The organism is Agarivorans aestuarii (genome assembly GCF_019670125.1).
Taxonomy (GTDB): Bacteria; Pseudomonadota; Gammaproteobacteria; order Enterobacterales; family Celerinatantimonadaceae; genus Agarivorans; species Agarivorans aestuarii.
On sequence record NZ_AP023033.1, the window covers coordinates 910738 to 932247 of the forward strand.

The window sequence follows — 21510 nt, forward strand, 5'->3', positions numbered from 1 at the left end:
GAGTTACTCTCCTTTGTATTAATGTACGGTGTGGGTTTAGCGATCGCGTTTAAATTGCATGAGCACTGCAATCAAAATCACTAAGCCTTTTACCGTTCCTTGTAAGTAGGGGGACACCCCCATTAAATTCAGCATGTTGTTAATAATGCCTAATATGATGGCGCCGATAACGGTGCCCCATAAGGTGCCTTTGCCGCCAGACAGCGAAGTGCCGCCTATTACAACCGCTGCAATGGCGTCGAGTTCGTAAAACAAGCCCGCATCACCAGGGCTCACCGAATTTAATCGTGATGACAGCATCACCGCAGACAAACCCACGGTGAAACCAACAATCACAAAAGTAAGAAAATAAACGCGCTGTACATTAATCGCAGAATAGGTGGCCACTTTGGGGTTAGAGCCCACCGCACATACATGGCGGCCAAAAGCGGTATGCCGCAAGATAAGGTGGCCTAAAAATGCGAGACCAATAAACAGCCAAACAGGAATAGGAATGCCCAGCCAATAGCCGCCACCAATGTCGGGGTAGTGACTATTTTGCGAGACCATTTCTCCGGCATCACTAATGTATAGGGTTAAGGAGCGGAATATAGACATGGTTGCCAAGGTGGCGACAAACGCGGTGATTTTCCCTTTGGTGGTAAGTAAACCATTTACCGCGCCAAAAGCTGCGCCCATCGCCATTGCTGCAGCAATAGAAACGGTCACTGCCATCCACCCATCACCTAAATAGTTGAGCAGCATAATCACCAGTACACCCACTAAGGCGACCATTGAACCCACCGATAAATCTATTCCGCCGGCAATAATCACAAAGGTCATTCCTAGGGCAATAATGCCGGTATAGGAGACTTGTCTAAGCACATTGGTAAGATTTCTTGGGATAAGGAAGTGGTCACTGGCCATGGCCGACAGCACCACCAAAATGAGTAATGCGACTAAAGGAGCCCAGTTAGACAGAGTAAATTTAGGCAGCTTATTTAACCAACTGGAATTAGGGCTTAGCCCAGATTTTTGATTCATTTTAGCAACCTCACTCATTGGGGGCTCTCCTGCATCGGCGTAGATACCGGCGTTGCCTGGCTTTGCAGACCTGCGGCCAAAAACATGATTTGTTGTTCGTTGATTTCTTGTTCACGCAGCTCTCCTTGAATTTGGCCTTCGCGCATCACCAAAACTCGGTGGGCAAGGCCAATGAGTTCTTCCATGTCTGATGAGATCACCACAACTGCTAAACCTTGCTCGGTCATGCTTTGGATAAAGTGGTAGATTTCTTTCTTGGTATTTACATCGACGCCCCGAGTGGGTTCGTCGAGAATCAGTATTTGCGGCTGGGTATCCATCCATTTTGATAAATACACCTTTTGTTGATTGCCTCCGCTTAAGTAAAGAAGTTCGGTATCTATGGAAGCCGCTTTAATGTCGAATTTACGCACATATTGCTGTGCTTGTTGGCGAGCCTTGCCGTGGTTAATTAAGCCTTTGCAATAGCTCCCTAGTGAAATAAGGCTAATGTTCTCGGGTAAATTAAAGCTCATGGTTAGCCCGCAGCCTTGGCGATCTTCGCTTAAGTAGGCCAAGCCATGTTTTACCGCGTCTTTAATATTGTGAATGGTGACGGCTTGTTGATGAATAAAGATCTTGCCGCTTTGGCGACGGCGTAACCCCATTATCGCTTCTGCTGTTTCGGTGCGCCCGCTGCCAATTAAGCCGGCAAATCCCAATACTTCACCTTGGCGCACTTCAAAGCTAATTTGCTTAAGTAAGTTTTTAACATTCAAATCATCGACTTTAAGTGCCACTTTGCTTTGTACTTTAGAGCGCGGCGGAAAAACTTGGTTAAGCTCACGCCCAACCATTTTTTTCGCCATGTCTTGTTCGTCAATGTCACTCACTTGGTCAACCGAAATTAACGCGCCATCGCGCAAAATAATTAGGCGATCGCATAGCTGTTTCACTTCTTTAAGTTTGTGCGAGATAAACAAAATCGTTACGCCTTGCGCTTTTAGCTTATCGATAAGCTTGAATAGCACGGTAACTTCTTGGCTGGTTAACACCGTGGTGGGTTCATCCATGATCAGAATACGCGCATCATTTACTAATGCTTTTGCTATCTCCACCATTTGTTTTTCGGCCACGCTCAGTGCTTCAATTAGCGCATCTGGCGACAAATCTGTTTCTAATAAACTCAATAGTTGGAGGGTACGTTGGCGCATGGCTTTTTTGTTAAGAAACAGGCTGCCTTTTAACTCTTGGCCTAAAAAAATATTTTCAAACACACTTAGGCTGGCGATTAAGTTAAATTCCTGTGGAATCATCGCAATGCCCAAGGTCTTGGCGTCTGCGGGGCTGTTTATCTCAACGGCTTTGCCATTAACTAGCACTTGGCCGCTACTGCGCTGATAAATGCCAGAGATAATTTTTAGCAAGGTAGATTTACCGGCGCCATTTTCACCAAGAATGCCCATTACTTCGCCTGGTTGCACCTCAACGCTAATGCCGTGTAAAACTTTTACTCCAGAAAAGCTTTTAGTGATTTTATCCAAGCTAAGAATAGGTTTAGGCAAGCTCATGAACATTCTCCAAAGCGGTCCATTTACCATTGTTTTGCGAGGAGTGGATCATGGCATTGATGAACTGTAAGCCTTCTACACCTTGCTTCACCCCCGGCAATAAACTATTAGCCAGAATGTCGGTGGCCGATGAGCCACTGCGTGCTGTACGAATAGCCTTGGCAGTTTCGGTGTAAATATTGGCAAAGCCTTCTAAGTAGCCTTCGGGGTGGCCGGCTGGAGTCCTCACCAAATGTTCAGCCTCGGCGCTGTATCCATAACCTGCACGGCTAATAATTCGGCTAGGCTGGGAGAATGGGCTGTACAATAGTTGGTTGGGCTGCTCTTGCGACCATTCAAGCCCTCCATCACTGCCATAAACCCTAATCCGCAGACCATTTTCATTACCAGGCGCTACCTGCGAGCTCCATAACATGCCGCGTACACCTTGCTCGAAGCGCAACATGGCATGTACGTTGTCGTCTAGTACTCGGCCATTTACAAAAGTAGACAGTTCTGCGCTTACTTGTTCTAGCTGTAAGCTACTTATAAAGGCCGCTAGATTAAAGGCATGAGTGCCAATGTCGCCCAAGCAACCAGCAGGTCCCGAGCGCTTTGGATCGGTGCGCCATTCGGCTTGTTTATTGCCAGTATTTTCCGCTGCGGTAGTGAGCCAATCTTGCGCATACTCCACTTGAACCAAGCGCAGCTTGCCAAGCAAACCTTCCCCAACCATTTGTTGGGCTTGGCGCACCATGGGGTAAGCACTGTAGTTGTGAGTGAGCACAAATAGCTTGCCGCTATTATTCGCCAGCTCTTTGAGTTCCATTGCCTCGTGAAGAGAGCAGGTCATGGGTTTGTCACAAATCACATGAATACCCGCGGCCAAAAATGCTTTAGCTATAGGGAAGTGCAAATGATTAGGCGTTACGATACTTACCGCTTCAATACCATCAGGGCGAGCGGCTTCTGCCTCAGCCATATCTTGATAGCTTAGGTAGCAACGCTCGGCAGCAATGCCTAAATCCTTGGCTGATTGTTGCGCTCTGGCTGGATCGGCACTTAATGCGCCAGCAACTAATTCATATTGGTTATCTAAGCGCGCAGCAATACGGTGAATGGCACCAATAAACGCACCACTGCCACCGCCTACCATTCCTAGTTTAATTTTATCCATGAGTTACTCCTATAAACCCAGAATTCGCAGATTTGCTGCTTGGTCGATGGCGCTGTCGGCAAAATCATCAAAGGCTTTATCGGTTACTTCAATGATGTGTTGCTCTACAAAGGCTGCGCCTTCCAGCGCGCCAGCTTCAGGGTGTTTAAGGCAGCACTCCCATTCAACCACCGCCCAGCCGCTAAAGTTGTATTGGGCGAGTTTGGAAAAAATCCCCACAAAATCTACTTGGCCGTCGCCTAAAGAACGGAATCGACCGGCGCGTTCAGTCCAACTTTGGTAGCCGCCATATACGCCTTGTTGACCAGTGGGGTTAAATTCCGCGTCTTTTACATGGAACATTTTGATGCGAGGGTGATAGCGGTCGATAAAGTCTAGATAATCCAGCTGCTGCAGCACAAAATGGCTAGGGTCATACAAGATATTGCAACGCGGATGCTGGTTAACTGCATCCAAGAACATTTCGAAGCTAACGCCGTCATGTAAATCTTCTCCTGGGTGAATTTCGTAACATACATCTACGCCAGCTGCGTCAAAGGCGTCGAGGATCGGTAACCAACGCTTGGCTAATTCCTCAAAGCCAGTTTCAACTAAGCCTTGAGGACGTTGTGGCCATGGATACATATATGGCCACAGTAGCGCGCCAGAGAAGGTAGCATGAGCACTTAAACCTAGGTTTTTAGAAGCCTTTGCCGCCAACATCATTTGGTTTACCGCCCATTCTTGACGGGCGCTTGGGTTAGCCCTAACGGACTCAGGAGCAAAGCCGTCAAACATTTCATCATAGGCTGGGTGCACTGCAACAAGTTGGCCTTGCAAGTGAGTAGAGAGTTCTGTGAGAGTGAGGCCATTGTCGGCAAGCAGGCTTAATACCTCTTGGCAATAGCTTAGGTCTTCTGCAGCGCGCTCCAAATCAAACAAACGTTTATCCCAGCTGGGCATTTGCACTCCTTTGTAACCCACACTGGCTGCCCAAGCGGCAATTGAACTAAGTGAGTTAAAGGGCGCTTCGTCACTAGCAAACTGGGCGAGAAACAGCGCGGGTCCTTGTAGGGTTTTCATCGGCAATCCTTTTATCGAAGTTCAAACCAAATGTCGTATTTTGTTGAGACTAAATGTAATCGATTACATTTAGTCTCATAAAAAAACCATGCGCTGTTCAAAGCTGGAGGCGTATAAAGCCGCACTGCATGGCATTTATTTAGTAGTTGAATAAAACTTATACAATAAAATAGTGTTTATCTAGCGTATGTTGCGAAAATGTGATCAGTTTAAAAGTTTATTTTTTGTACAAATTGCTGATTGAGTTCTTAAGTGATTTAAAATAAAGTACTTTATGATAATTGATGTAATCCGTTACATTTGGGCTAAGCTTTCATTAAAGTTAGCCTTGCTTATTACCAATCTAAGGACAGTAAATGCCTACCATAAAAGATGTGGCCAAATTGGCAGGCGTATCTACCGCAACCGTATCTCGGGCGATGATGAGCCCAGAAAAAGTATCCGAGAAAACTCGTTTGAAGGTCGAGTTAGCGGTAGCCGAGTCGGGATTCTCTCCCAATGTGATTGCCCGAAATTTAAGGCGCAGCGAGTCTAAAACCATTGTGATTATTGTGCCCGATATTGCCAATATGTTTTTCGCCAGCATTGTGCGCGGGATCCAGCAGGTTGCTTTGCAAAATGGCTACAAAGTGTTGCTGGGGGACTCAATTCACACGGTTGAGCAAGCAAAAGTGTATATGGACTTGGTACGCAGCAAGCAAGCCGATGGCATTATTTCGCTTACCGCTGAGCTGCCTATGGAGATCCGCCAAGGTACCGAAATTCCAATGGTGATGGCCTGTGAGTACTTTCCAGGTTTTCCTATTCCCACGGTGCGTATTGATAATCGCGGCTCGGCTAAGCGAGCAGTCGATTATTTATTAGATATTGGGCATAGCCAAATTGGCTGTATTACCGGCCCTATGGAAAACCCAATTTGTGTGGATCGTAAAGCCGGTTATCAAGACAGTCTGCAGCAGCTAAATATTGCCGTTGACGAAGCCGCTTTTGAAGATGGTGATTTTAGTTTTCAGTCGGGGTATAGCGCGTTCATGCGTCTACACGAACACTACTCAATGACAGCGTTATTTTGCTTTAACGACATGATGGCGCTAGGGGCAATGAAAGCGGCAACGCAACTGGGTATTAAGGTGCCGCAACAGTTATCAATAGTGGGCTTTGATGACCTGTTATTTGCCGAATATACCAACCCAGAGCTCACCACCATTCGTCAGCCGCAAGAAGATATTGGTAAGACAGCAGCCAACACGCTAATGAAGATACTGCAGGGCAGCAAAGCCAGCCAAGACACCATTGTGCCAACTCAGTTATTGGTACGTTCGAGTTGTTGCTCGCCCAGTAAGTAGCAAATAAGCAACTCAATAGGGCTGATGTTGTGATGAGACAAAACCAATTACGCTAATACATTAGCCGGTAGAATTTTTTCTGACACCAGTTGTTGCAGCAGGTCTTGAGTCTTTTCTCGTAAACTGTCACGTAACAAACGCATCGCTGAAGTAATTGATTGTCGGCTGGGGCAAATAAGCCATAGTTCGGTAGCAGTAGGCTGATAGCTATTCATCACACTCACTAACTTACCGGATAAGAGATCTGCGGCCATATCTAAGCTAGATTTTACCGCCAGCCCATGACCTGCCACACACCAACGTCTGACTAAATCACCATCGTTGGCTGCGCGATTGCTGGGCATCTTTATTTTATATTCTTGTTGCTGGTGGCTAAAGCGCCATACGTCATGAATAATGTCGTGCAGTTGGTAGAGCAAACCATTGTGTTCCCTTAAGTCTTCAGGTTGCTGCGGGCTGCCGTGTTTTAATAAATACTCTGGGCTAGCGCACAATAGCCGTGGCACCTTACATATCTTAAAACCGTAGACACTGGCATCACTGGGCGAGCCATAACGCAAAGCCATATCTACAGAATCACGATAAAAATCTATGTTGCTGTCACTGATGCTGCTGCGCAGGCTAAGCGCCGGGTAGTTTGCCATAAACTCATCGAGCCAGGGGCTTAACACGTTTCTTCCTAGATCCGAGGAAAGTGCAATGCGTAATTCACCATCAATCACATCTAGGTCATGCTTCATATTTTGCTTAGCTTGCTCAAGCATCAAAAGCGCTTGTTCGCATTGCGGGATATAACGCTCGCCAGCACTAGATAATCGCAGGTGCCTGGTTGTTCGAATAAATAGCTCAGCCCCTAGTTGGCTTTCTACACGCTTTAGCGCGGCACTAGCCGTGGCAGAGCGCATATCTAGCTTGGCTGCAGCGGCTGTAATACTGCGGCATTCTGCTACCTTTAAAATTACCTGTAAATCTTCCAGTAGCATAACGGCACCTTTTATTGTCTATTTATTTTTGATAATGATTCAAATATTACCCTGTTTATTGAGCTGTATGCAAAAGGCTACTATTTAACCCGTTAAAGCGAACCAGCAATTTACTTATTTAGAGGATAGCCAAATGGCCAAGTTAACTATCGTTGCAAACATTAAAGCAAATGCAGACAAAATTGAGTTAGTAAAAGCAGAACTGCTTAAGTTGATTGACATTACTCGCGCCGAAGAAGGCTGCATTAACTACGATTTGCATCAAGACAACGAAAACCCAGCGCACTTTGTGTTTTACGAAAACTGGGAGTCACGTGAGCTGTGGCAAACTCACATGGGCAATACGCATTTGGCCGAATATATGGCCGCTACCGAAGGCGCAGTAGCAGAGTTTACCTTGAATGAAATGACGCAAATTGCTTAGCGTGAAGCTGTGAATTCAAGTTGTATGTGAAGGCTGCTAGATAGTGATCTAGCAGCCTTTTTGTTTAGAGGCTTGAGCGATTTCGAAGCTTGCCTGATAAATAAGCTCCATCACATTCCAGCTCAAAGTCTAGAGCTAACTTTTGATATTGAGCTAATTGGCCTTCTTCGTTGATACCTAAATCGACTGTTTCATTCTCTAATACTGATACTCGAATTGACCTATCGTAGCAGTGATATGTCCACGATTGGCCACCGACCGAAAGATGTATGTTAGCTCCATTTTCTCGTGAATCAGCGGCTCCGTCTATAAATGGGTTGACTGAAAACCAAAGGTTGTTTTGCTCTCCTTGAATAGATAGCAATTCCTCAGAGATAGACCCAGATGATTCAGAAAGAAATAGCAGAGTTTGACTTGGCGAAGTGTAGTAGTTTGGGCCTAATATTAGCTCTACGTATGAGCGTTCGCCATTGCTTGGCTCTGTGCTTAGAGTAACCGTTTGTGTGGAAACTCTAGAATAAGGGTCGGTAATACTGGCTAAAAAAGTGTAATTGCGCCCTTCGGTCATCTCGCTTGGCGTAATTTGTGCTCGAGTTGAATCTAACCTTGTTACAGTAATGTCTTTGTCGCCATCAATAAGAGTCCAATCAATGGAGTAGTCGGTATCTGGATGACTGCTAGACGTTGGACTTAATACGAAGTCTTGGTCTACGGAAACAAACTGATCGGTGGTCACTATTACATCAAACGCTTTATTAGTGTTGAATGAGTATGAAACAAAGTGATTGCCATCTTCTGCATAGAGCGTAGTCATGAACGAACGATCAACCGGTAAATTGTTGATAAAATCGATAGTTACCCACGGTCCATCAGCTGAGATTTGATAGTGCTCATTAGGAACAAGAACCGATTCGTAGCTATTAAATATTTCAACGTTATTTAGGTCTTCAGTGGCAGGAGCAGGCATCACTAAGAAACGAACCGTTGGCTGTAAACTATTACCTTTAGGGTAATGTACCTTAGGTGACTGGTTTTCATAGTGCCAATGTCCAGAATCGCCAGTAAAGCCAGGATTGCCCCACTCTCCCGTATCCATACCTTGCCGTGCTGGAAACGCCACCGCTGATCCAGACATTACATCTTGCCACATAACTTCTACGGTTTCATTTTGCCCACTGACTTGGAGTTCAACTTCAGCCATAGAGGCATCAAGGTGATATGGACTTATTGCGATAAAGTCCCCAAAGCCACCTGATACGACAAAGCGGCCACTTTCGGGGTAATGGTTAATTTTACCGGCTATTGGGTGAGAGGTTGAAAGATCCATTTCACCTTCAAATGCACTGGGTAAGGAGAATCTAGCTGAGAAGGTCAGAGAGTAATCTCCAGTTGTATAATCTAGCTGTTTAGTGAGATTGCTGTCTTTAAAGTAGAAAGGTACATCATTGAAACTAATTGCTTCGTTGCCAATCAAGGATAATGATTGCTTAATTTGATGACTTGATATTAGTGATTGACTAATCGAGGCATCAAAGCCAAGGCTGAAAGCTTGACCTTCATAGGAATACGATAGCTGGGGAGCGTTAAGAATGGCGTTAAAAGTTAAGTAGTTATTGGCCTTCTCTAGTGAGCTAAAGGCGACGCTTATCGCTCCTGTCACTTGCCCTAAACCTTCTATGTCACATGAAGTAAGGTTTATTTCTAAAGCATCTTCATTGAGTACAGCTTGATAATCTCCTGTTCCTGAGCTGTTAAATAAGCATTCATCGACCGCGGTTCCAGACTTAGCATCAAGGTGATGTAAAATACTAATAACAAAGTTATTTAGAGCCATTGGTTGTTCTAGTACTTCTAGACTGTTTGCCGCTACAACGAAGTTTTCTTCGCTAAAACCAGCTTTGTTTCCGTCGTCAACTCCGCCATCTAAAGGATTACTTCCATCTTCTCCTCCGCCTCCACAAGCGGCCAATCCACCAATCAAAATATACAGGCATGTCCTTCTAAACATCATTGAAGCTCCATTTCTAAAAGTTCTAAATTAATTTTTCTTTGAATATCAATGATTTTATTGTTGATTATGTAAGAATCAATCACCTGTTTGGGGGATATGTAGAGTAAATGGACCTTTATCTCAAAAGTGGTAAATGGAAATTATGCCTATGTGATATTTAGCAATAATTTAAGTCACCGATTGCTGAGGCTGGTGTAAAAGGAAGATATGATCCGAGTGTAATCGTATCAGTTTTTTAAGCAGAATTTGTCGATGAATGCAGCCAACAAAAAAGCCAGTCGAATGACTGGCTTTTTCTATATGGGCAATAAAGCTTAGTGAAGAATACGGGCGCGAATAGTGCCTTCAATTTCTTTAAGCTTGCTAATGGCTTGTTCTGCTTGAGCGGTTTCTACGTCAATCACTACGTAACCAATGCTGTCGTTAGTTTGTAGGTATTGCGCTGCAATGTTGATAGAGTCTTCAGCAAAGGCCAAGTTAATCTTGGTTAGTACGCCCGGTTGGTTGTGGTGAATGTGCAGCAAGCGGCTAGTGCCAGTGTGCTCAGGCAGTGCAACCTCTGGGAAGTTAACTGCTGACAAGGTTGAACCGTTATCAGAGTATTTAGCCAGTTTAGAGGCTACTTCAATACCAATGTTTTCTTGGGCTTCTTGAGTTGAGCCACCCACGTGTGGGCTAAGAATTACGTTATCAAAACCACGTAATGCAGAGACAAACTCTTCTTTGTTTGATTTTGGCTCGGTTGGGAATACGTCAATGGCCGCACCAGCAAGCTTTTTGCTTTCTAATACCGATACCAAAGATTCAATCTCAACCACTGTGCCGCGTGAGGCGTTGATAAGGATTGAACCTTGCTTCATGGCTGCCAGTTGCGCTTCGCCAAACATGTATTTGGTTTGGGCGGTTTCTGGAACGTGTAGGCTTACTACGTCGCTCATGGCTAATAGCTGTTCTAAGTCTGCTACCTGTGTGGCATTACCTAAAGACAGTTTGTTTTCAATGTCGTAGTAGTAAACTTGCATGCCCAGTGTTTCGGCTAGAATACCTAGCTGAGTACCAATGTGGCCGTAACCAATAATACCTAGTTTTTTGCCACGCGCTTCGTAAGAGTTGTCGGCAGACTTAATCCACTCTCCACGGTGTGCTTTAGCATTTTTCTCTGGGATGCCGCGCAGTAGTAATATAATTTCACCTAGTACTAGCTCTGCAACACTTCGTGTATTTGAGAACGGCGCGTTAAATACCGGAATACCTTTTTGCTGGGCCGCTTTAAGGTCTACTTGGTTGGTACCAATACAGAAACAACCAATTGCAACTAGCTTGTTAGCTGCTGCTAGCACACGTTCGTTTAGGTCTGTACGGGAACGAATACCAATGAAGTGAACGTCTTTGATTTTCTCAATCAGTTCTTCTTCTGCTAGCGAGGTTTTGATCATTTCTACATTTTCATAACCCGCAGATTGGAAAGATTGCAGTGAGCTAGGGTGTAAACCCTCTAACAACAATACTTTGATTTTTTCCTTGCCTAACGAATACTTTGCCATGTTTGCTTCCTAATACCCATGTTACCGCTCGAGCGGCTAAATTTAGCAAAAAAGCAGCACTTAGGGAATGTAATTTTATTACATCAAATTATATTCATCTTTTGGTTTTTATTCTGCAAAGTTATCCATCTTAGGTTTTTTCTGCTGCAAAGGGTGGGGTTGTTGGAGCTTGATCGAGATTATTTTTGGTGTGTTGGAATATTTCACAAAAAAAAGAGTGCGCAATGCACTCTTTTTTTTTAAGGTCTTGCTTGATTAGCGTTTTTTAGCGCCTTCAGGGGTGCCAATGATTACTTCGTTTGCGCCGCGCGCTGCAAATAAACCATTAGTCACTACGCCAACAATGGCATTGATATCGCGTTCCATTTTCACTGGGTCAACGATCTTCATGTTGTGAATATCCAAGATTACGTTGCCATTATCGGTAACCACACCTTCGCGGTAAACTGGGTCACCACCAAGTTTCACTAGCTCACGTGCTACGTAGCTGCGTGCCATCGGAATCACTTCTACTGGTAGTGGGAAGGTGCCTAATACTGGTACTTCTTTGGTATTGTCTACGATACAAATAAACTGGTCGGCTACCGCGGCAATAATCTTCTCGCGAGTTAAAGCTGCACCGCCGCCCTTAATCATGTGGTTTTGTTCGTTAATTTCGTCGGCGCCATCTACGTAAACCGACAACTCACTTACACTGTTTAAATCAAACACTTCAATGCCGTAGCCAAGTAGCTTTTCGGTAGAAGCTTCAGAGCTTGAAACTGCTCCTTTAATGCTATCTTTCATGGTTGCTAAGGCGTCAATGAAATGGTTCACGGTAGAGCCTGTACCTACGCCAACAATGGTGTCTTCTTGAACATATTCCAAGGCGGCCCAGCCAGCGGCTTTTTTCATTTCATCTTGTGTCATTACTGTGCTCCGAGCAAAGTGAAGGGGAGGGCAATAGTTGGCCCACTTGTGTGGCGCGGATTATAACCAAGCACTGGCGTGAACGCCATGCTCGTTTGGCGCTTTTTTCAGCGTATTTTAGGAGAGAAGTAGCGGTGCTTACCAACACCAATATCGGCTAGGGGTAATAATCCGTTTAAGTGGTTGATCCCAAGCTTGAATAGGCACTTCGTTTATTTGCTGGCAGTCGTGAGCTAGGCCAATGACCAAGGGTTTATCATCGCGAATGTTTGCCAGTAAGCGGTCGTAATAACCACCGCCCATTCCAAGGCGGTTACCTTGTGAGTCAAACGCTACTAAAGGCGCTAGGATCAAATCTAACTGCTGGCTATCAATCACTTGTTCGGCATCAAAAACCGGTTCGCCAATGCCAAACCGGTTTGCCTGTAAAGGGCTGCTTGCTTGGTAGCGATGAAAACACATTTCGCCATTTTTAGTGGGATCCACTAAGGGTACATAAACCTGTTTACCTTGCTGCCACAGCCAATTGATTAACAGGCTTAAATCCAGTTCACCGTCAAAAGCCAAATAAAGGGCAACACGCTGCATAGCAATCAGATCGGGATCATCCTGCAAGTATTCTAGAATGGCTTGGCTAGCCTCTAGTTGCTGTAAGGGGCTTAACGCGCTGCGTTGTTGGCGAATTTGTTTACGTAATTGCTGGCGAGGGTCAAGCTGAGTCATAAACAGGCTTTAACTGATAAATAAGACTTTAAGTGTGTATCGATATTGGCTATCAAGCAAGGCGCTTGAAGGATTTTAGCCGCAAATGAATCGATACAAGCTGAGAGGAGTCGTCGAGAAGCCACCAAGCCTGGAGTTCAGGCTTGGTAAACGCTATAAGGCTAGCCTTGCTCTACGTTGTGGTAAACGTTTTGCACGTCGTCACAGTCATCAAGCATAGCTTGGAACTTCTCAAACATCGCCACGTCATCACCGCTAATAGTGGTGTAAGTTTGTGGAATGAAGCTAATTTCTTCCAGTTCAAACTCTAACTCTGGCAAAGCTTGAGTTAATGAAGTTTTAACTTTGAAGTATTCAGTGTGTGGAGCCAATACGGTAATCATACCGTCTTCGCTTTCTACGTCGGTGACTTCCACGTCGTCCATTAGTAGGATTTCTAGAATCGCGTCTTCGTCGTCACCTTTAAAGGCAAAAATAGCTTGGTGGTCGAACATATGCGCCACGCTGCCTTGGTTACCAATTTTAGATTTGGTTTTTACAAAAGCTTGGCGAACGTCGGTAAAGGTACGGCTGTTGTTATCGGTTAAGCAGTCAACAATTACCATGCAGCCGCCAGGACCGTAACCTTCGTAGCGCGCTGGAACGTAATCTTCACCAGCGCCGCCTTTGGCTTTGTCGATGGCTTTGTCGATTACATGGCTAGGTACTTGGTCTTTTTTGGCTCGATCTACAACACTGCGTAGTTGCAGGTTAGCGTCTAAATCGGCACCGCCGTTTTTAGCGATAACGTAGATTTCTTTACTGTATTTAGAATAAACCTTGGTTTTTGCACCAGCGGTTTTGGCCATTGAGGCCTTACGTACTTCAAAACTTCTGCCCATAGGGATGCTCTTTTCTTCGATGCTTAAAAATTCTGGGGAAGGATTTTACCAGCTGAAATGCAGGGAACAAGGGCTGGCGCGGGTTCTCGATCAATAATGCGGTTAATTTAGTTAAATCGTGAGGTATTTAACTGTTAAATCCTCACGATTACCTAGGTGCTTGATAGCCTTTTGCGACTAAATAGCTGTTTGTAGCATATTTAAAGCTGCTCTAAAGACTGCTTACTTAAATAGGCAGGGTTATAGTATTTATCGGTAAGGCTATGCGCTTGCACTGACTCGTAATCAATCACCGTGCTTTTATTGGTTTGGATGCTATCAACCAAGGTCATGGTTTTTACTACGGTTCGCCCATCTCGCTGGCCTTGCTCAAAGTAAGCTTGTTTCGCCAGTTTGCCAGACTTTAAGTAGAGGTCGGCTTTTAGTGGAAAATTGCTGCGGTGATCCACCCACAAGTCTATTTTTTGATAACTGGCACCACTGGTTTTAGCCTGCAGTTGTAAGTGCAGAGCCGTTACCCCATCTAGCTCACTAATTTCACCCAACTCGCCTTGGTAGTCTTCACTCCAAGTAAGGGTGGAGATGTCGCCTACCGAGGCTTCTCCCAATAGCTTTTGCATGGGGGTAATGCGAATTGGCCTGCGGCTATTTGGCATAAGCAGCCAGTAGTTGTCGCCAAGCATCAGCATTTTTTGCCCCAACTCAGATTGCGCTTTAAACACCACCAATGATTCACGTTCAGGGCGAATATACACGTTGTAACGGTGCTTTTTCTTAAGCTGCTGTTTATCAAATTGACTCACCTCGGTAACCACTTTGGCCGATGCGCTTTGTAAGCGGTAGCTGTCGGCTTCAAGCAAGCGCAGGCTAACTTCTTCATTCGCTTGCACTAAACCAATGCTAAACAAGCTACCTAATAACCACAGTTTAAATAGACTAAACATAAATAAGTGCCTCGGTAATCGGCTTTTTTAAGCCTTTGTTAGCAGCAATGGCAGACGCCAATACGCATATACACACCACGCCTAAAGAGACGATGGCAGCCAATAAGAATGAGAAAGTAATATGTAATGGGTAGCCTACGCTGCGCCCCGGTGGAGGAGGCATTTGAATATCAGCAAATAGCAGCGTTAATGATACCGAGCCACTAAGTAGCACGCCTATTAGGCTGCCAATTAAGGCCAGAACTACAGCTTCTAATACAAAGCCAATTAGCTGTTCCGAGTTGGCGGTGCCCAAGGCTGATAGGGTGCCTATTTCTCGGGTTCGCTCAGTGACCGACATGCTCAAGGTATTAAATAACGACACAAACACCACTAGCGCCATAATAAAGCCCATCACTCCAAAGATGCGGTTGTACAAGCCTTTTACTGCTTCGTAGAAGAAGGCCTGTTCCCACCATGGCGTTACCAACAAACTTGGTTGCTGTAGTTCAACTTGTTGCTTGAGCTGGCTAACATCTTGATTAGCGAAGGCAAATACCGACATTAGGCTCACTTTATCGGTGGCGAGCAGGGCTTGGCTATCACTTAAGGAGATATACACTAGGCGTTTGTCCATCTCTGGAACACCAGTAGAAACAATGCCTTGCACGGTAAAGTCGAAGGCATTTAGCGCGCCCTCTGTGGTGGTGCTAAGCAGAGTAAGCCAATCACCGGGTTGTACCTTCATATTGCGAGCTAACTCATCGCCTAGCAGAATTTGTGGCAAGTTTTGGTCACTTTGCTCGGTGAGTAGTTGACCAGCCTTTAGGTCTAAAAAGGGCCCTTTTTGGGTGAACTCGCTGGGCAATACGCCTTGGCCTACAAAAATTGCCGATTTGTCGCCGTTGCTAATTAGGCCGCTAAACTCGATGCGCGGTTGCACCGCTTTTATCCCATTTAATGCCATTAAGTCTTGGCGTTGTTGTTGCCAGTTAGCTAAGCCATATTGCAGGGGAGTATCTTCTTGCTGGTTAAAATACTCTGGGCTAGACAAGGTTAAATGGCCTGTGTCGCGTGCGGCGGCTTCGGCGAGAGATTGATAGGTAAACAAGCCAAACCCGCCGGAGGTGACCAAGGCCATTACGGCAATGGCGATAATAATCACCGACATAATGCTGCGGCGGCGATTTCGTTGCACATTAAGTAATGCATGTTTCAGGCGACGCATGCGCTAACCTCCTTGGATAATACCTGTCCGTCTAGTAGTTCTATTTGTCGATCACAATGTTCACTCATGCGGTTATCGTGAGTGGCGATCACAAAGGTGGTGTTGTGGCTTTTACCAATGTCCTTCATCAGCTCTACAACTTGGTGGGCGGTGTGGCTGTCGAGGCTAGCCGTGGGTTCGTCGGCAATTACCAAGCGAGGTTGGTGAATCAATGCTCGTGCCACAGCAATGCGTTGTTGTTGGCCCCCCGATAAACGGTCGGGTTTAGCTTGTGCAAAATCGGCCATGCCTACCGCATCTAAAATTTGCATAATGCGCTGCTTGCGTTGTTGGCTAGGCACTTTATTTAGCATCAACGGGTACTCTACGTTTTCGTAGGCGCTCATTACTGGCACCAAGTTAAAGCGTTGGAATACAAAGCCCAGCTGTTGTCGCCGTAGCTGCATGCAATGCTGTGGGTCTTTATCCAGTTTTACCCCATCAAAATACAGCTCGCCTTGGTAGTTAAGATCTAGCAAGCCACAAATATTAAGTAAGGTGCTTTTGCCTGAACCTGATGGGCCGCAAAGGGCAATCATTTCACCGGCGCGAATGTGTTCATTAACATTGTTTAACGCCTGCTGGCTTACTTGGCCGGTTTGGTAAAACTTACTTAAGCCTTTAAATTGCAACATATTCTATCCTTAGCTCTTGTTTTGCTTAGCCATTAGCTGCGCGGTTAGCTGGCTGTAATCATCATTTACACCGCTTTGCTTAAGTTGCTTAAACCATTGTTGAGCAAGTGCCGGTTGCTGATTGTTTAAGGCTGCCTCTACTGCAAAGCGGTATACCCACGAGGTGGCTTGGGCTGGCGATTGCAGGAAGCGCTGATCATTAATTACTTGTTTGAACAACTGCATACCTTGGTCTTGGTAATTAAAAAAGTCTGGCACGCTGGTAAAGGTAACTGCGGCCGTTGCCTGCATATATATCGCTTGAGGAAGGTAGCGATATTGCTGCTGCCATTGCTCTTCACCAATCATATTTAAGGCTTTATCCATGCGTGCTAAGCCATCTTCGGTGTAGCGCATTTTGCTCCAAGGCATCCAAGCATCGTCACCTTTTAGAGTCTCGGTGCCGCCTAGATAGAACAAAGTCCAAGGGTCTGAAGGTTGCTGCTGATGGGCGAGTTGTAACTCTTTATACAGTGAATCTAGCTGCGAGTAGTCGCCTTGAGCTGCTTGAAAGTAAGAGGCAAGTTGTTGCTCGTTAATGCTAGCGCTTGCTGAATAAGAGCAAACAAGTAGTAGGCTGGCTAAAGTAAGCTTTTTCATGATCAATCCTTGTCAGTGTGAGTACATGAGCAAGATTACGATTGATGTTGTTCAATAACTGTTCGATGCGATAAAAGGTAACTGGCGCAGATTAATGGAATGTTGAGCTGATGAATGAGCGAAGCGAAGAGTGAGGCTTAAAGTGTTTACTCGATGACTAGCCGCAATCACTCCTCACCTATCGTTGCTTAGCTCTTGTTGATGACCAATAAGGTTTGACCGTTTTCGTTTGAAATGTCCTTTTCTGGATGGACAAATACGGTGATTGCATACTTTTATGTTGATGTTTTAGTTACTTTTCTAGCTGGGCGGCTGATGCAGTTAATAAAAGGTGATAATCTGACTCCAGTTCAATGCGTGATAAGAGGTTACCTTTCTAAGGAGTATTATGGGGTGGTTTGAAAAGTACCAAACATTTGTAGCGGGTTTAATTGGTTTTGCCGGAGTTATGGCGACAATTCGTGCAAATAACAATCAGCAAAGGGCGCTGTTGAGCGAAGAAAAACGGCATGAACGTCGCGCGTTAAGGCGCGCTCTAATCGAAGAACTAAGACTAATTTCAGAAGCATACATGTCAAATATGCAAGACTTAAGTGAATCGAGTAACTATCCTATTGCTTATATTCCTTCAACTCCCCACATTCAGGCATTTAACCAATCGGTTCCTAAGTTTGGTTTGTTGACGACTAACGAAATCAAGAAAACAATGCGAGCATATCAACTCATTCTGGAGTTGCCTGATAAGCTTAGGCTATATCAAACAATGGATGAATCCGTCCACAAAGAAAACTTCATTGCAATCGATAACGACTCAAGATTGCACGTAGGTACAGTTTACGATTCAATGTTAAGTCCAGTTCTTCAAGCGATAGAGTCTTTAGAAAGTTGCGACAAAACCTCATAACAAAGCATTTAAGACGGATTCCCAACGCTCGGCATTTTTGGTTTGCTTTAGTCTCAGTGTTTACTGCATCATACTTTTAGTTCAGTGGTCTGCGTTGCTTACCACTTAATGCGGCGTTAGGCGTACATATGAATTCATACAACCGTCAGAAGTACCTAAAATTAATGTATGAGGCAACCTTGCGCCTTGAAACGCTTCGAGATTTTTTGTCTGGAATTCACTCAGCAACATACAATGTTACAACTATTGAATCTGAAGCTTTGCAAGTTCGTAAACTACTCGAGCTGATCGCTTATGCTTCTCTAGTTTCTAATCGTGAAGCATATGAAACAGTAAAAAAGGATTTGGCTAAAGATTGGCATGCTGAACGGATTCTGAGAAAAGTGGAATCGGTGAATCCAAGCTTTTATCCTGTCCCATTAAATTCGAGCGGCACTGTTAAAGGCGGTTTTCTGACTCGGAAACAGTTTTCGAAATTATATGACAAGTGTGGTGGTATTCTTCATGCCAAGAACCCTTTCTCTAAATCACAAAGGAACTATCTATCTTTCGAAGCCAAAATTCCGGAATATGTAGATCGTATAGAAAACCTTTTGAAGCATCATAAAGTCACTTTGGCGTCAAAAGAAATTTTAATCGTAACCGTTCCAACTGGTTCAAATCAGAAGCTGACAGCTAAATATTATAAAAAACGAGAAAGCGCCTAACAAACGGCAGTATCGGATTGGCAAACCTGTCACTCAAATTGCTGCGCAATTACTTGCCAGCTCTGCCATCCGCTGAGCTGGGCACTAAACCACAATATTGGTTGTTACTTTTGTGGTCACCGAGTTAGCAATAAAACATTGCTGATGGGCTTGATGATGCATTTTCTCAAGCTTAGCAAGGCTCACGTCTTGCCCTGAAAAAATCACTTTAGGGTTGAGCTTTACCTCTGTCATGGCCATTTTACCTTGTTCATTTAAGGCCATTATTCCTACCGCTTTGTCTTCATAGCTATCCACTACCAAACGGTTTTTAGCCGCGATAGATAAGAAAAATAACATATGGCAGCTAGACAGTGAGGCAACAAAGGCCTCTTCTGGGTCAACGTTTGCTTCTACCGAGTAAGGCAGCGGCACCACATGCGGTGACGACGAGGCTGCAACAGTTTGGCCGCCATCAAAGTGCCAATGGTGGCCTCGGCTGTAATGGTTGTCGGTATAAGCTTCATCGGTTTGGCGTTGCCACTCTACAATGGCGAAGTATTCAGACATAAGCATTCCTGCGGTGAGTTAGCAAAGTTAAAACAACACGGCCTTAGCATGCTGCAGTCGTTAGTGCTTGGCAATGACAAATTCAAGCTTAAGGGCATGGGCTTGAAATTTATTGCCAAGCAAGCAACTCTAATGGTTAACAGCGTTTTTTAGGAACCATTATGCTCAACATGAATTTTGACCAAGCCTTGGCGATCGATACCGAACAAATGGATTGGCTAGCTAGTCCCTCTGCTGGGGTATTGCGTAAACCGCTAGAGCGAGAAGCCAAAGAGTCTGGCCACGTGACCAGCATTGTGCAGTATCAACCAGAGTCATTTTTCCCAGAGCACCCACATCCTCAAGGTGAAGAGATATTTGTATTAGAAGGCGTGTTTTCTGATGAGCATGGCGATTACCCAGCAGGTACGTATATTCGTAATCCGCCAGGCAGCAAACATAGCCCCTTTAGCAAACAAGGCTGCGTGATATTTGTAAAGCTCAATCAGTTTGATGCTCGCGACCTTACTCAGGTAAGAGTTAACACTAAGCAAACAGCTTGGCTACCGGGGATTGGGGGCTTGGAAGTAATGCCTTTGCATGAGTTTGAACATGAACATGTTGCATTGGTTAAGTGGCCAGCCGGTGAGATTTTCCAGCCTCATCGTCATTTTGGTGGGGAAGAGATTTTAGTGCTTTCGGGAGAGTTTAAAGACGAACACGGTAGCTACCCAAAACATACTTGGCTGCGCAGCCCACACATGAGTCAGCATCATCCCTTTGTGGAGCAAGAGACTATTATCTTGGTGAAAACCGGCCATTTACCGGTAGATAACTAAGTATTCTCTAGTAGAGCTGCGCTACAGTGGGAAATGAAAAGAAGCAAAAAAGGCAGATGCTTAAATAGCTATATGCGCTGAGATTGAGGCTTAAAGTCTTCGAGCTAATCGATGAAAGCAGCGTAAAAGTACGCACGCTACAAGCGGCTTTTAGCGCAAACTAGATTAGCTGTACTTGCTAAGGCAATGCATTTTTAACTTGCTGTAGCAGCTGCTCTATTTGTGCCTTATTGTAAGTTTTTGAGTCTAAGGCTTGCGTGCTGGCTCGCTCAATTAGCTGGGTTGCTACAGAGGCTTTAAAGGGCGGCTCGCTGGCCGAATCGTTGAACAACATGTCTACCGCCTGGGCTGATATTGCCGCAAAATCTTGCTTAATGGTGGTAAGCGGAGGGTAGAAGTAGGCACTATCGGCGCTGTCATCAAAACCAATTACCGCAACTTGTTGCGGTACCGCTAGGCTATGCTCGTGCAGAGCGCGTAATACTCCCAAGGCCATCTGGTCACTCGCAACTAGTACGCCGTCTATCACTGCGCCATTGCTTAATGCTTCACGAGTAAGTTGATAGCCACTGCTGGCCAGCCAGTCTCCTTCAAGTTGAGCAACCACAGTAGCCTCAAAGTGCTTAATTTGGCTGAGCCACCCTTGTAAACGCAGCGTTGAAGCCGTTGAATCCTGAGGGCCTGTAATGAGCAACAAACGTTGGCGTTGCTGCTTAAGCATTAGCTGAGCAGCTTCACTGGCTCCTTGGTGGTGTGCTGCACTCACCGAGTTCACTTGGCTGTTATTAGGAACATCGATAAAGACAAAGTGCAGATCTGTGAATAGCTCTACCAATTGTTCCGCTTCGTCTTTGGTAAGCGGAAGGTTCACAATAATGTATTCAATACGTTGTGATTTTAACTCTCGAGTCGCTGTTACGATTTTTTGGTAGGCGTGTTCATCCACTACAGCAAACGAGGTGCCGTAGCCATGCAATTGAGCTTGAATACGAATGTTGTTGGCAATAATCGAAATGCCATGCAGCGATACATCAAGGGTAATTAAGCCAATAACCTTAGATTTAGCCCCACTTAATAGCTGCGCTCCTTTGTTAGGCACGTAACCAAGTTTGTCGATAGCGGCATTTACTTTGTCACGTGTTTCTTGGGCAACATTACTGGCACCGTTGGTTACCCGAGAAACCGTTTGTGTAGATACGCCCGCCAACTCGGCAACCTGTTTAAATGTAACGCTCACCTGCAAATCCCTTGTGTTTAGTTCACTGTTTCGCTTTAGCAAGCAAATTGTAACACCCAGTTTAAGGGAAATCTTAGTCAAGCCAATAAAACGCGATTCAGCGCTACAGTAGTTACTGTGTTTTCGAAAACATAACTCGATCAATGTCACAAGTAAACGTTTTCCCTGTCGATCTTGATCACATTGTGCTGGCGATTAAATAGCCTTACACACCAAATA

The 21510-nt window shown here is 45.0% G+C and carries 21 protein-coding genes; 5 read left to right on the forward strand and 16 right to left on the reverse strand.

All coding sequences use genetic code 11. The features are described from left to right. Positions 1-36: 36 nt before the first annotated feature. Genes K5609_RS04255 through K5609_RS04270 form a run of 4 tightly spaced genes read right to left on the reverse strand, consistent with a single transcriptional unit; the run spans position 37 to position 4791 of the window. The gene (locus K5609_RS04255) at positions 37-1041 is read right to left on the reverse strand and encodes an ABC transporter permease (RefSeq protein ID WP_246611941.1); all 1005 of its coding nucleotides are present in this window, start codon (positions 1039-1041) and stop codon (positions 37-39) included. Beyond that, positions 1038-2573, reverse strand: a complete 1536-nt coding sequence (locus tag K5609_RS04260; RefSeq protein ID WP_221076098.1) for a sugar ABC transporter ATP-binding protein — start codon at positions 2571-2573, stop codon at positions 1038-1040. The genes K5609_RS04255 and K5609_RS04260 overlap by 4 nt, the downstream gene beginning before the upstream one ends. Continuing rightward, positions 2560-3729, reverse strand: a complete 1170-nt coding sequence (locus tag K5609_RS04265) for a Gfo/Idh/MocA family protein (RefSeq protein ID WP_221076099.1) — start codon at positions 3727-3729, stop codon at positions 2560-2562. Before K5609_RS04265 ends, K5609_RS04260 begins: the two co-directional genes overlap by 14 nt. Positions 3730-3738: 9 nt before the next feature. After that, entirely contained in the window at positions 3739-4791 is a 1053-nt protein-coding gene (locus tag K5609_RS04270) for a sugar phosphate isomerase/epimerase family protein (RefSeq protein ID WP_220720360.1), read from the reverse strand. A 356-nt stretch (positions 4792-5147) separates the two neighbouring features. On the opposite strand from K5609_RS04270, the gene K5609_RS04275 reads away from it, so the two are divergent. After that, complete coding sequence (locus K5609_RS04275) at positions 5148-6137, forward strand: LacI family DNA-binding transcriptional regulator (RefSeq protein WP_016403944.1); 990 nt, start codon at positions 5148-5150, stop codon at positions 6135-6137. A 47-nt stretch (positions 6138-6184) separates the two neighbouring features. Here the strand turns inward: K5609_RS04275 and K5609_RS04280 are convergent, their stop codons facing one another. After that, positions 6185-7120 (reverse strand): LysR family transcriptional regulator, encoded by a 936-nt coding sequence (locus K5609_RS04280; RefSeq protein ID WP_221076100.1) that lies wholly within the window; start codon positions 7118-7120, stop codon positions 6185-6187. A 133-nt stretch (positions 7121-7253) separates the two neighbouring features. On the opposite strand from K5609_RS04280, the gene K5609_RS04285 reads away from it, so the two are divergent. Further along, the gene (locus K5609_RS04285; protein ID WP_221076101.1) at positions 7254-7544 is read left to right on the forward strand and encodes a putative quinol monooxygenase; all 291 of its coding nucleotides are present in this window, start codon (positions 7254-7256) and stop codon (positions 7542-7544) included. Positions 7545-7608: 64 nt separating this feature from the next. Here the strand turns inward: K5609_RS04285 and K5609_RS04290 are convergent, their stop codons facing one another. The 9 genes from K5609_RS04290 to K5609_RS04330 all read right to left on the reverse strand — a co-directional run bounded on the left by K5609_RS04290 (position 7609) and on the right by K5609_RS04330 (position 17076). Continuing rightward, a complete protein-coding gene (locus K5609_RS04290) occupies positions 7609-9555 on the reverse strand; it encodes a hypothetical protein (RefSeq protein ID WP_221076102.1) in 1947 nt (648 codons plus the stop codon). A 314-nt stretch (positions 9556-9869) separates the two neighbouring features. Then, a complete protein-coding gene (gene serA, locus K5609_RS04295; protein ID WP_221076103.1) occupies positions 9870-11099 on the reverse strand; it encodes a phosphoglycerate dehydrogenase in 1230 nt (409 codons plus the stop codon). 255 nt (positions 11100-11354) lie between these two features. Next, the gene (rpiA, locus tag K5609_RS04300; protein ID WP_221076104.1) at positions 11355-12008 is read right to left on the reverse strand and encodes a ribose-5-phosphate isomerase RpiA; all 654 of its coding nucleotides are present in this window, start codon (positions 12006-12008) and stop codon (positions 11355-11357) included. 138 nt (positions 12009-12146) lie between these two features. Further along, complete coding sequence (locus tag K5609_RS04305) at positions 12147-12731, reverse strand: 5-formyltetrahydrofolate cyclo-ligase (protein ID WP_221076105.1); 585 nt, start codon at positions 12729-12731, stop codon at positions 12147-12149. A 161-nt stretch (positions 12732-12892) separates the two neighbouring features. Next, positions 12893-13612: a YebC/PmpR family DNA-binding transcriptional regulator gene (locus K5609_RS04310; protein ID WP_221076106.1), complete on the reverse strand. Its 720-nt coding sequence runs from the start codon at positions 13610-13612 to the stop codon at positions 12893-12895. A gap of 200 nt (positions 13613-13812) precedes the next feature. Then, positions 13813-14556 (reverse strand): outer membrane lipoprotein-sorting protein, encoded by a 744-nt coding sequence (locus K5609_RS04315; protein WP_221076107.1) that lies wholly within the window; start codon positions 14554-14556, stop codon positions 13813-13815. After that, positions 14549-15763: an ABC transporter permease gene (locus tag K5609_RS04320; RefSeq protein ID WP_221076108.1), complete on the reverse strand. Its 1215-nt coding sequence runs from the start codon at positions 15761-15763 to the stop codon at positions 14549-14551. Before K5609_RS04320 ends, K5609_RS04315 begins: the two co-directional genes overlap by 8 nt. Continuing rightward, positions 15751-16437: an ABC transporter ATP-binding protein gene (locus tag K5609_RS04325; RefSeq protein WP_221076109.1), complete on the reverse strand. Its 687-nt coding sequence runs from the start codon at positions 16435-16437 to the stop codon at positions 15751-15753. Before K5609_RS04325 ends, K5609_RS04320 begins: the two co-directional genes overlap by 13 nt. Positions 16438-16446: 9 nt before the next feature. Further along, positions 16447-17076 carry a hypothetical protein gene (locus K5609_RS04330; RefSeq protein ID WP_221076110.1) on the reverse strand — a complete coding sequence of 210 codons (630 nt, stop codon included), beginning with the start codon at positions 17074-17076 and terminating at the stop codon, positions 16447-16449. 388 nt (positions 17077-17464) lie between these two features. On the opposite strand from K5609_RS04330, the gene K5609_RS04335 reads away from it, so the two are divergent. Together K5609_RS04335 and K5609_RS04340 are read left to right on the forward strand one after the other, a co-directional pair. Beyond that, a complete protein-coding gene (locus K5609_RS04335) occupies positions 17465-17980 on the forward strand; it encodes a hypothetical protein (protein ID WP_221076111.1) in 516 nt (171 codons plus the stop codon). A gap of 128 nt (positions 17981-18108) precedes the next feature. Continuing rightward, positions 18109-18687, forward strand: coding sequence for a hypothetical protein (locus K5609_RS04340; RefSeq protein ID WP_221076112.1), 579 nt, complete (start codon positions 18109-18111; stop codon positions 18685-18687). Positions 18688-18771: 84 nt separating this feature from the next. Here K5609_RS04340 and K5609_RS04345 read toward each other — a convergent pair whose 3' ends face one another. Beyond that, entirely contained in the window at positions 18772-19236 is a 465-nt protein-coding gene (locus tag K5609_RS04345; RefSeq protein WP_221076113.1) for an OsmC family protein, read from the reverse strand. Between the two features lie 161 nt (positions 19237-19397). Between K5609_RS04345 and K5609_RS04350 the strand changes: the two genes are divergently transcribed. Further along, the gene (locus K5609_RS04350) at positions 19398-20054 is read left to right on the forward strand and encodes a cupin domain-containing protein (RefSeq protein ID WP_221076114.1); all 657 of its coding nucleotides are present in this window, start codon (positions 19398-19400) and stop codon (positions 20052-20054) included. Positions 20055-20232: 178 nt separating this feature from the next. Here the strand turns inward: K5609_RS04350 and K5609_RS04355 are convergent, their stop codons facing one another. After that, positions 20233-21291, reverse strand: coding sequence for a LacI family DNA-binding transcriptional regulator (locus K5609_RS04355; RefSeq protein WP_221076115.1), 1059 nt, complete (start codon positions 21289-21291; stop codon positions 20233-20235). Positions 21292-21510 lie beyond the last annotated feature (219 nt).

What these genes read in the sequence shown, in the direction of transcription:
- K5609_RS04255 (WP_246611941.1), bottom strand. Translation starts at nt 1,041, where the DNA reads ATGAGTGAGGTTGCTAAAATGAATCAAAAATCTGGGCTAAGCCCTAAT.
- K5609_RS04260 (WP_221076098.1), bottom strand. Translation starts at nt 2,573, where the DNA reads ATGAGCTTGCCTAAACCTATTCTTAGCTTGGATAAAATCACTAAAAGC.
- K5609_RS04265 (WP_221076099.1), bottom strand. Translation starts at nt 3,729, where the DNA reads ATGGATAAAATTAAACTAGGAATGGTAGGCGGTGGCAGTGGTGCGTTT.
- K5609_RS04270 (WP_220720360.1), bottom strand. Translation starts at nt 4,791, where the DNA reads ATGAAAACCCTACAAGGACCCGCGCTGTTTCTCGCCCAGTTTGCTAGT.
- K5609_RS04275 (WP_016403944.1), top strand. Translation starts at nt 5,148, where the DNA reads ATGCCTACCATAAAAGATGTGGCCAAATTGGCAGGCGTATCTACCGCA.
- K5609_RS04280 (WP_221076100.1), bottom strand. Translation starts at nt 7,120, where the DNA reads ATGCTACTGGAAGATTTACAGGTAATTTTAAAGGTAGCAGAATGCCGC.
- K5609_RS04285 (WP_221076101.1), top strand. Translation starts at nt 7,254, where the DNA reads ATGGCCAAGTTAACTATCGTTGCAAACATTAAAGCAAATGCAGACAAA.
- K5609_RS04290 (WP_221076102.1), bottom strand. Translation starts at nt 9,555, where the DNA reads ATGATGTTTAGAAGGACATGCCTGTATATTTTGATTGGTGGATTGGCC.
- serA (WP_221076103.1), bottom strand. Translation starts at nt 11,099, where the DNA reads ATGGCAAAGTATTCGTTAGGCAAGGAAAAAATCAAAGTATTGTTGTTA.
- rpiA (WP_221076104.1), bottom strand. Translation starts at nt 12,008, where the DNA reads ATGACACAAGATGAAATGAAAAAAGCCGCTGGCTGGGCCGCCTTGGAA.
- K5609_RS04305 (WP_221076105.1), bottom strand. Translation starts at nt 12,731, where the DNA reads ATGACTCAGCTTGACCCTCGCCAGCAATTACGTAAACAAATTCGCCAA.
- K5609_RS04310 (WP_221076106.1), bottom strand. Translation starts at nt 13,612, where the DNA reads ATGGGCAGAAGTTTTGAAGTACGTAAGGCCTCAATGGCCAAAACCGCT.
- K5609_RS04315 (WP_221076107.1), bottom strand. Translation starts at nt 14,556, where the DNA reads ATGTTTAGTCTATTTAAACTGTGGTTATTAGGTAGCTTGTTTAGCATT.
- K5609_RS04320 (WP_221076108.1), bottom strand. Translation starts at nt 15,763, where the DNA reads ATGCGTCGCCTGAAACATGCATTACTTAATGTGCAACGAAATCGCCGC.
- K5609_RS04325 (WP_221076109.1), bottom strand. Translation starts at nt 16,437, where the DNA reads ATGTTGCAATTTAAAGGCTTAAGTAAGTTTTACCAAACCGGCCAAGTA.
- K5609_RS04330 (WP_221076110.1), bottom strand. Translation starts at nt 17,076, where the DNA reads ATGAAAAAGCTTACTTTAGCCAGCCTACTACTTGTTTGCTCTTATTCA.
- K5609_RS04335 (WP_221076111.1), top strand. Translation starts at nt 17,465, where the DNA reads ATGGGGTGGTTTGAAAAGTACCAAACATTTGTAGCGGGTTTAATTGGT.
- K5609_RS04340 (WP_221076112.1), top strand. Translation starts at nt 18,109, where the DNA reads ATGAATTCATACAACCGTCAGAAGTACCTAAAATTAATGTATGAGGCA.
- K5609_RS04345 (WP_221076113.1), bottom strand. Translation starts at nt 19,236, where the DNA reads ATGTCTGAATACTTCGCCATTGTAGAGTGGCAACGCCAAACCGATGAA.
- K5609_RS04350 (WP_221076114.1), top strand. Translation starts at nt 19,398, where the DNA reads ATGCTCAACATGAATTTTGACCAAGCCTTGGCGATCGATACCGAACAA.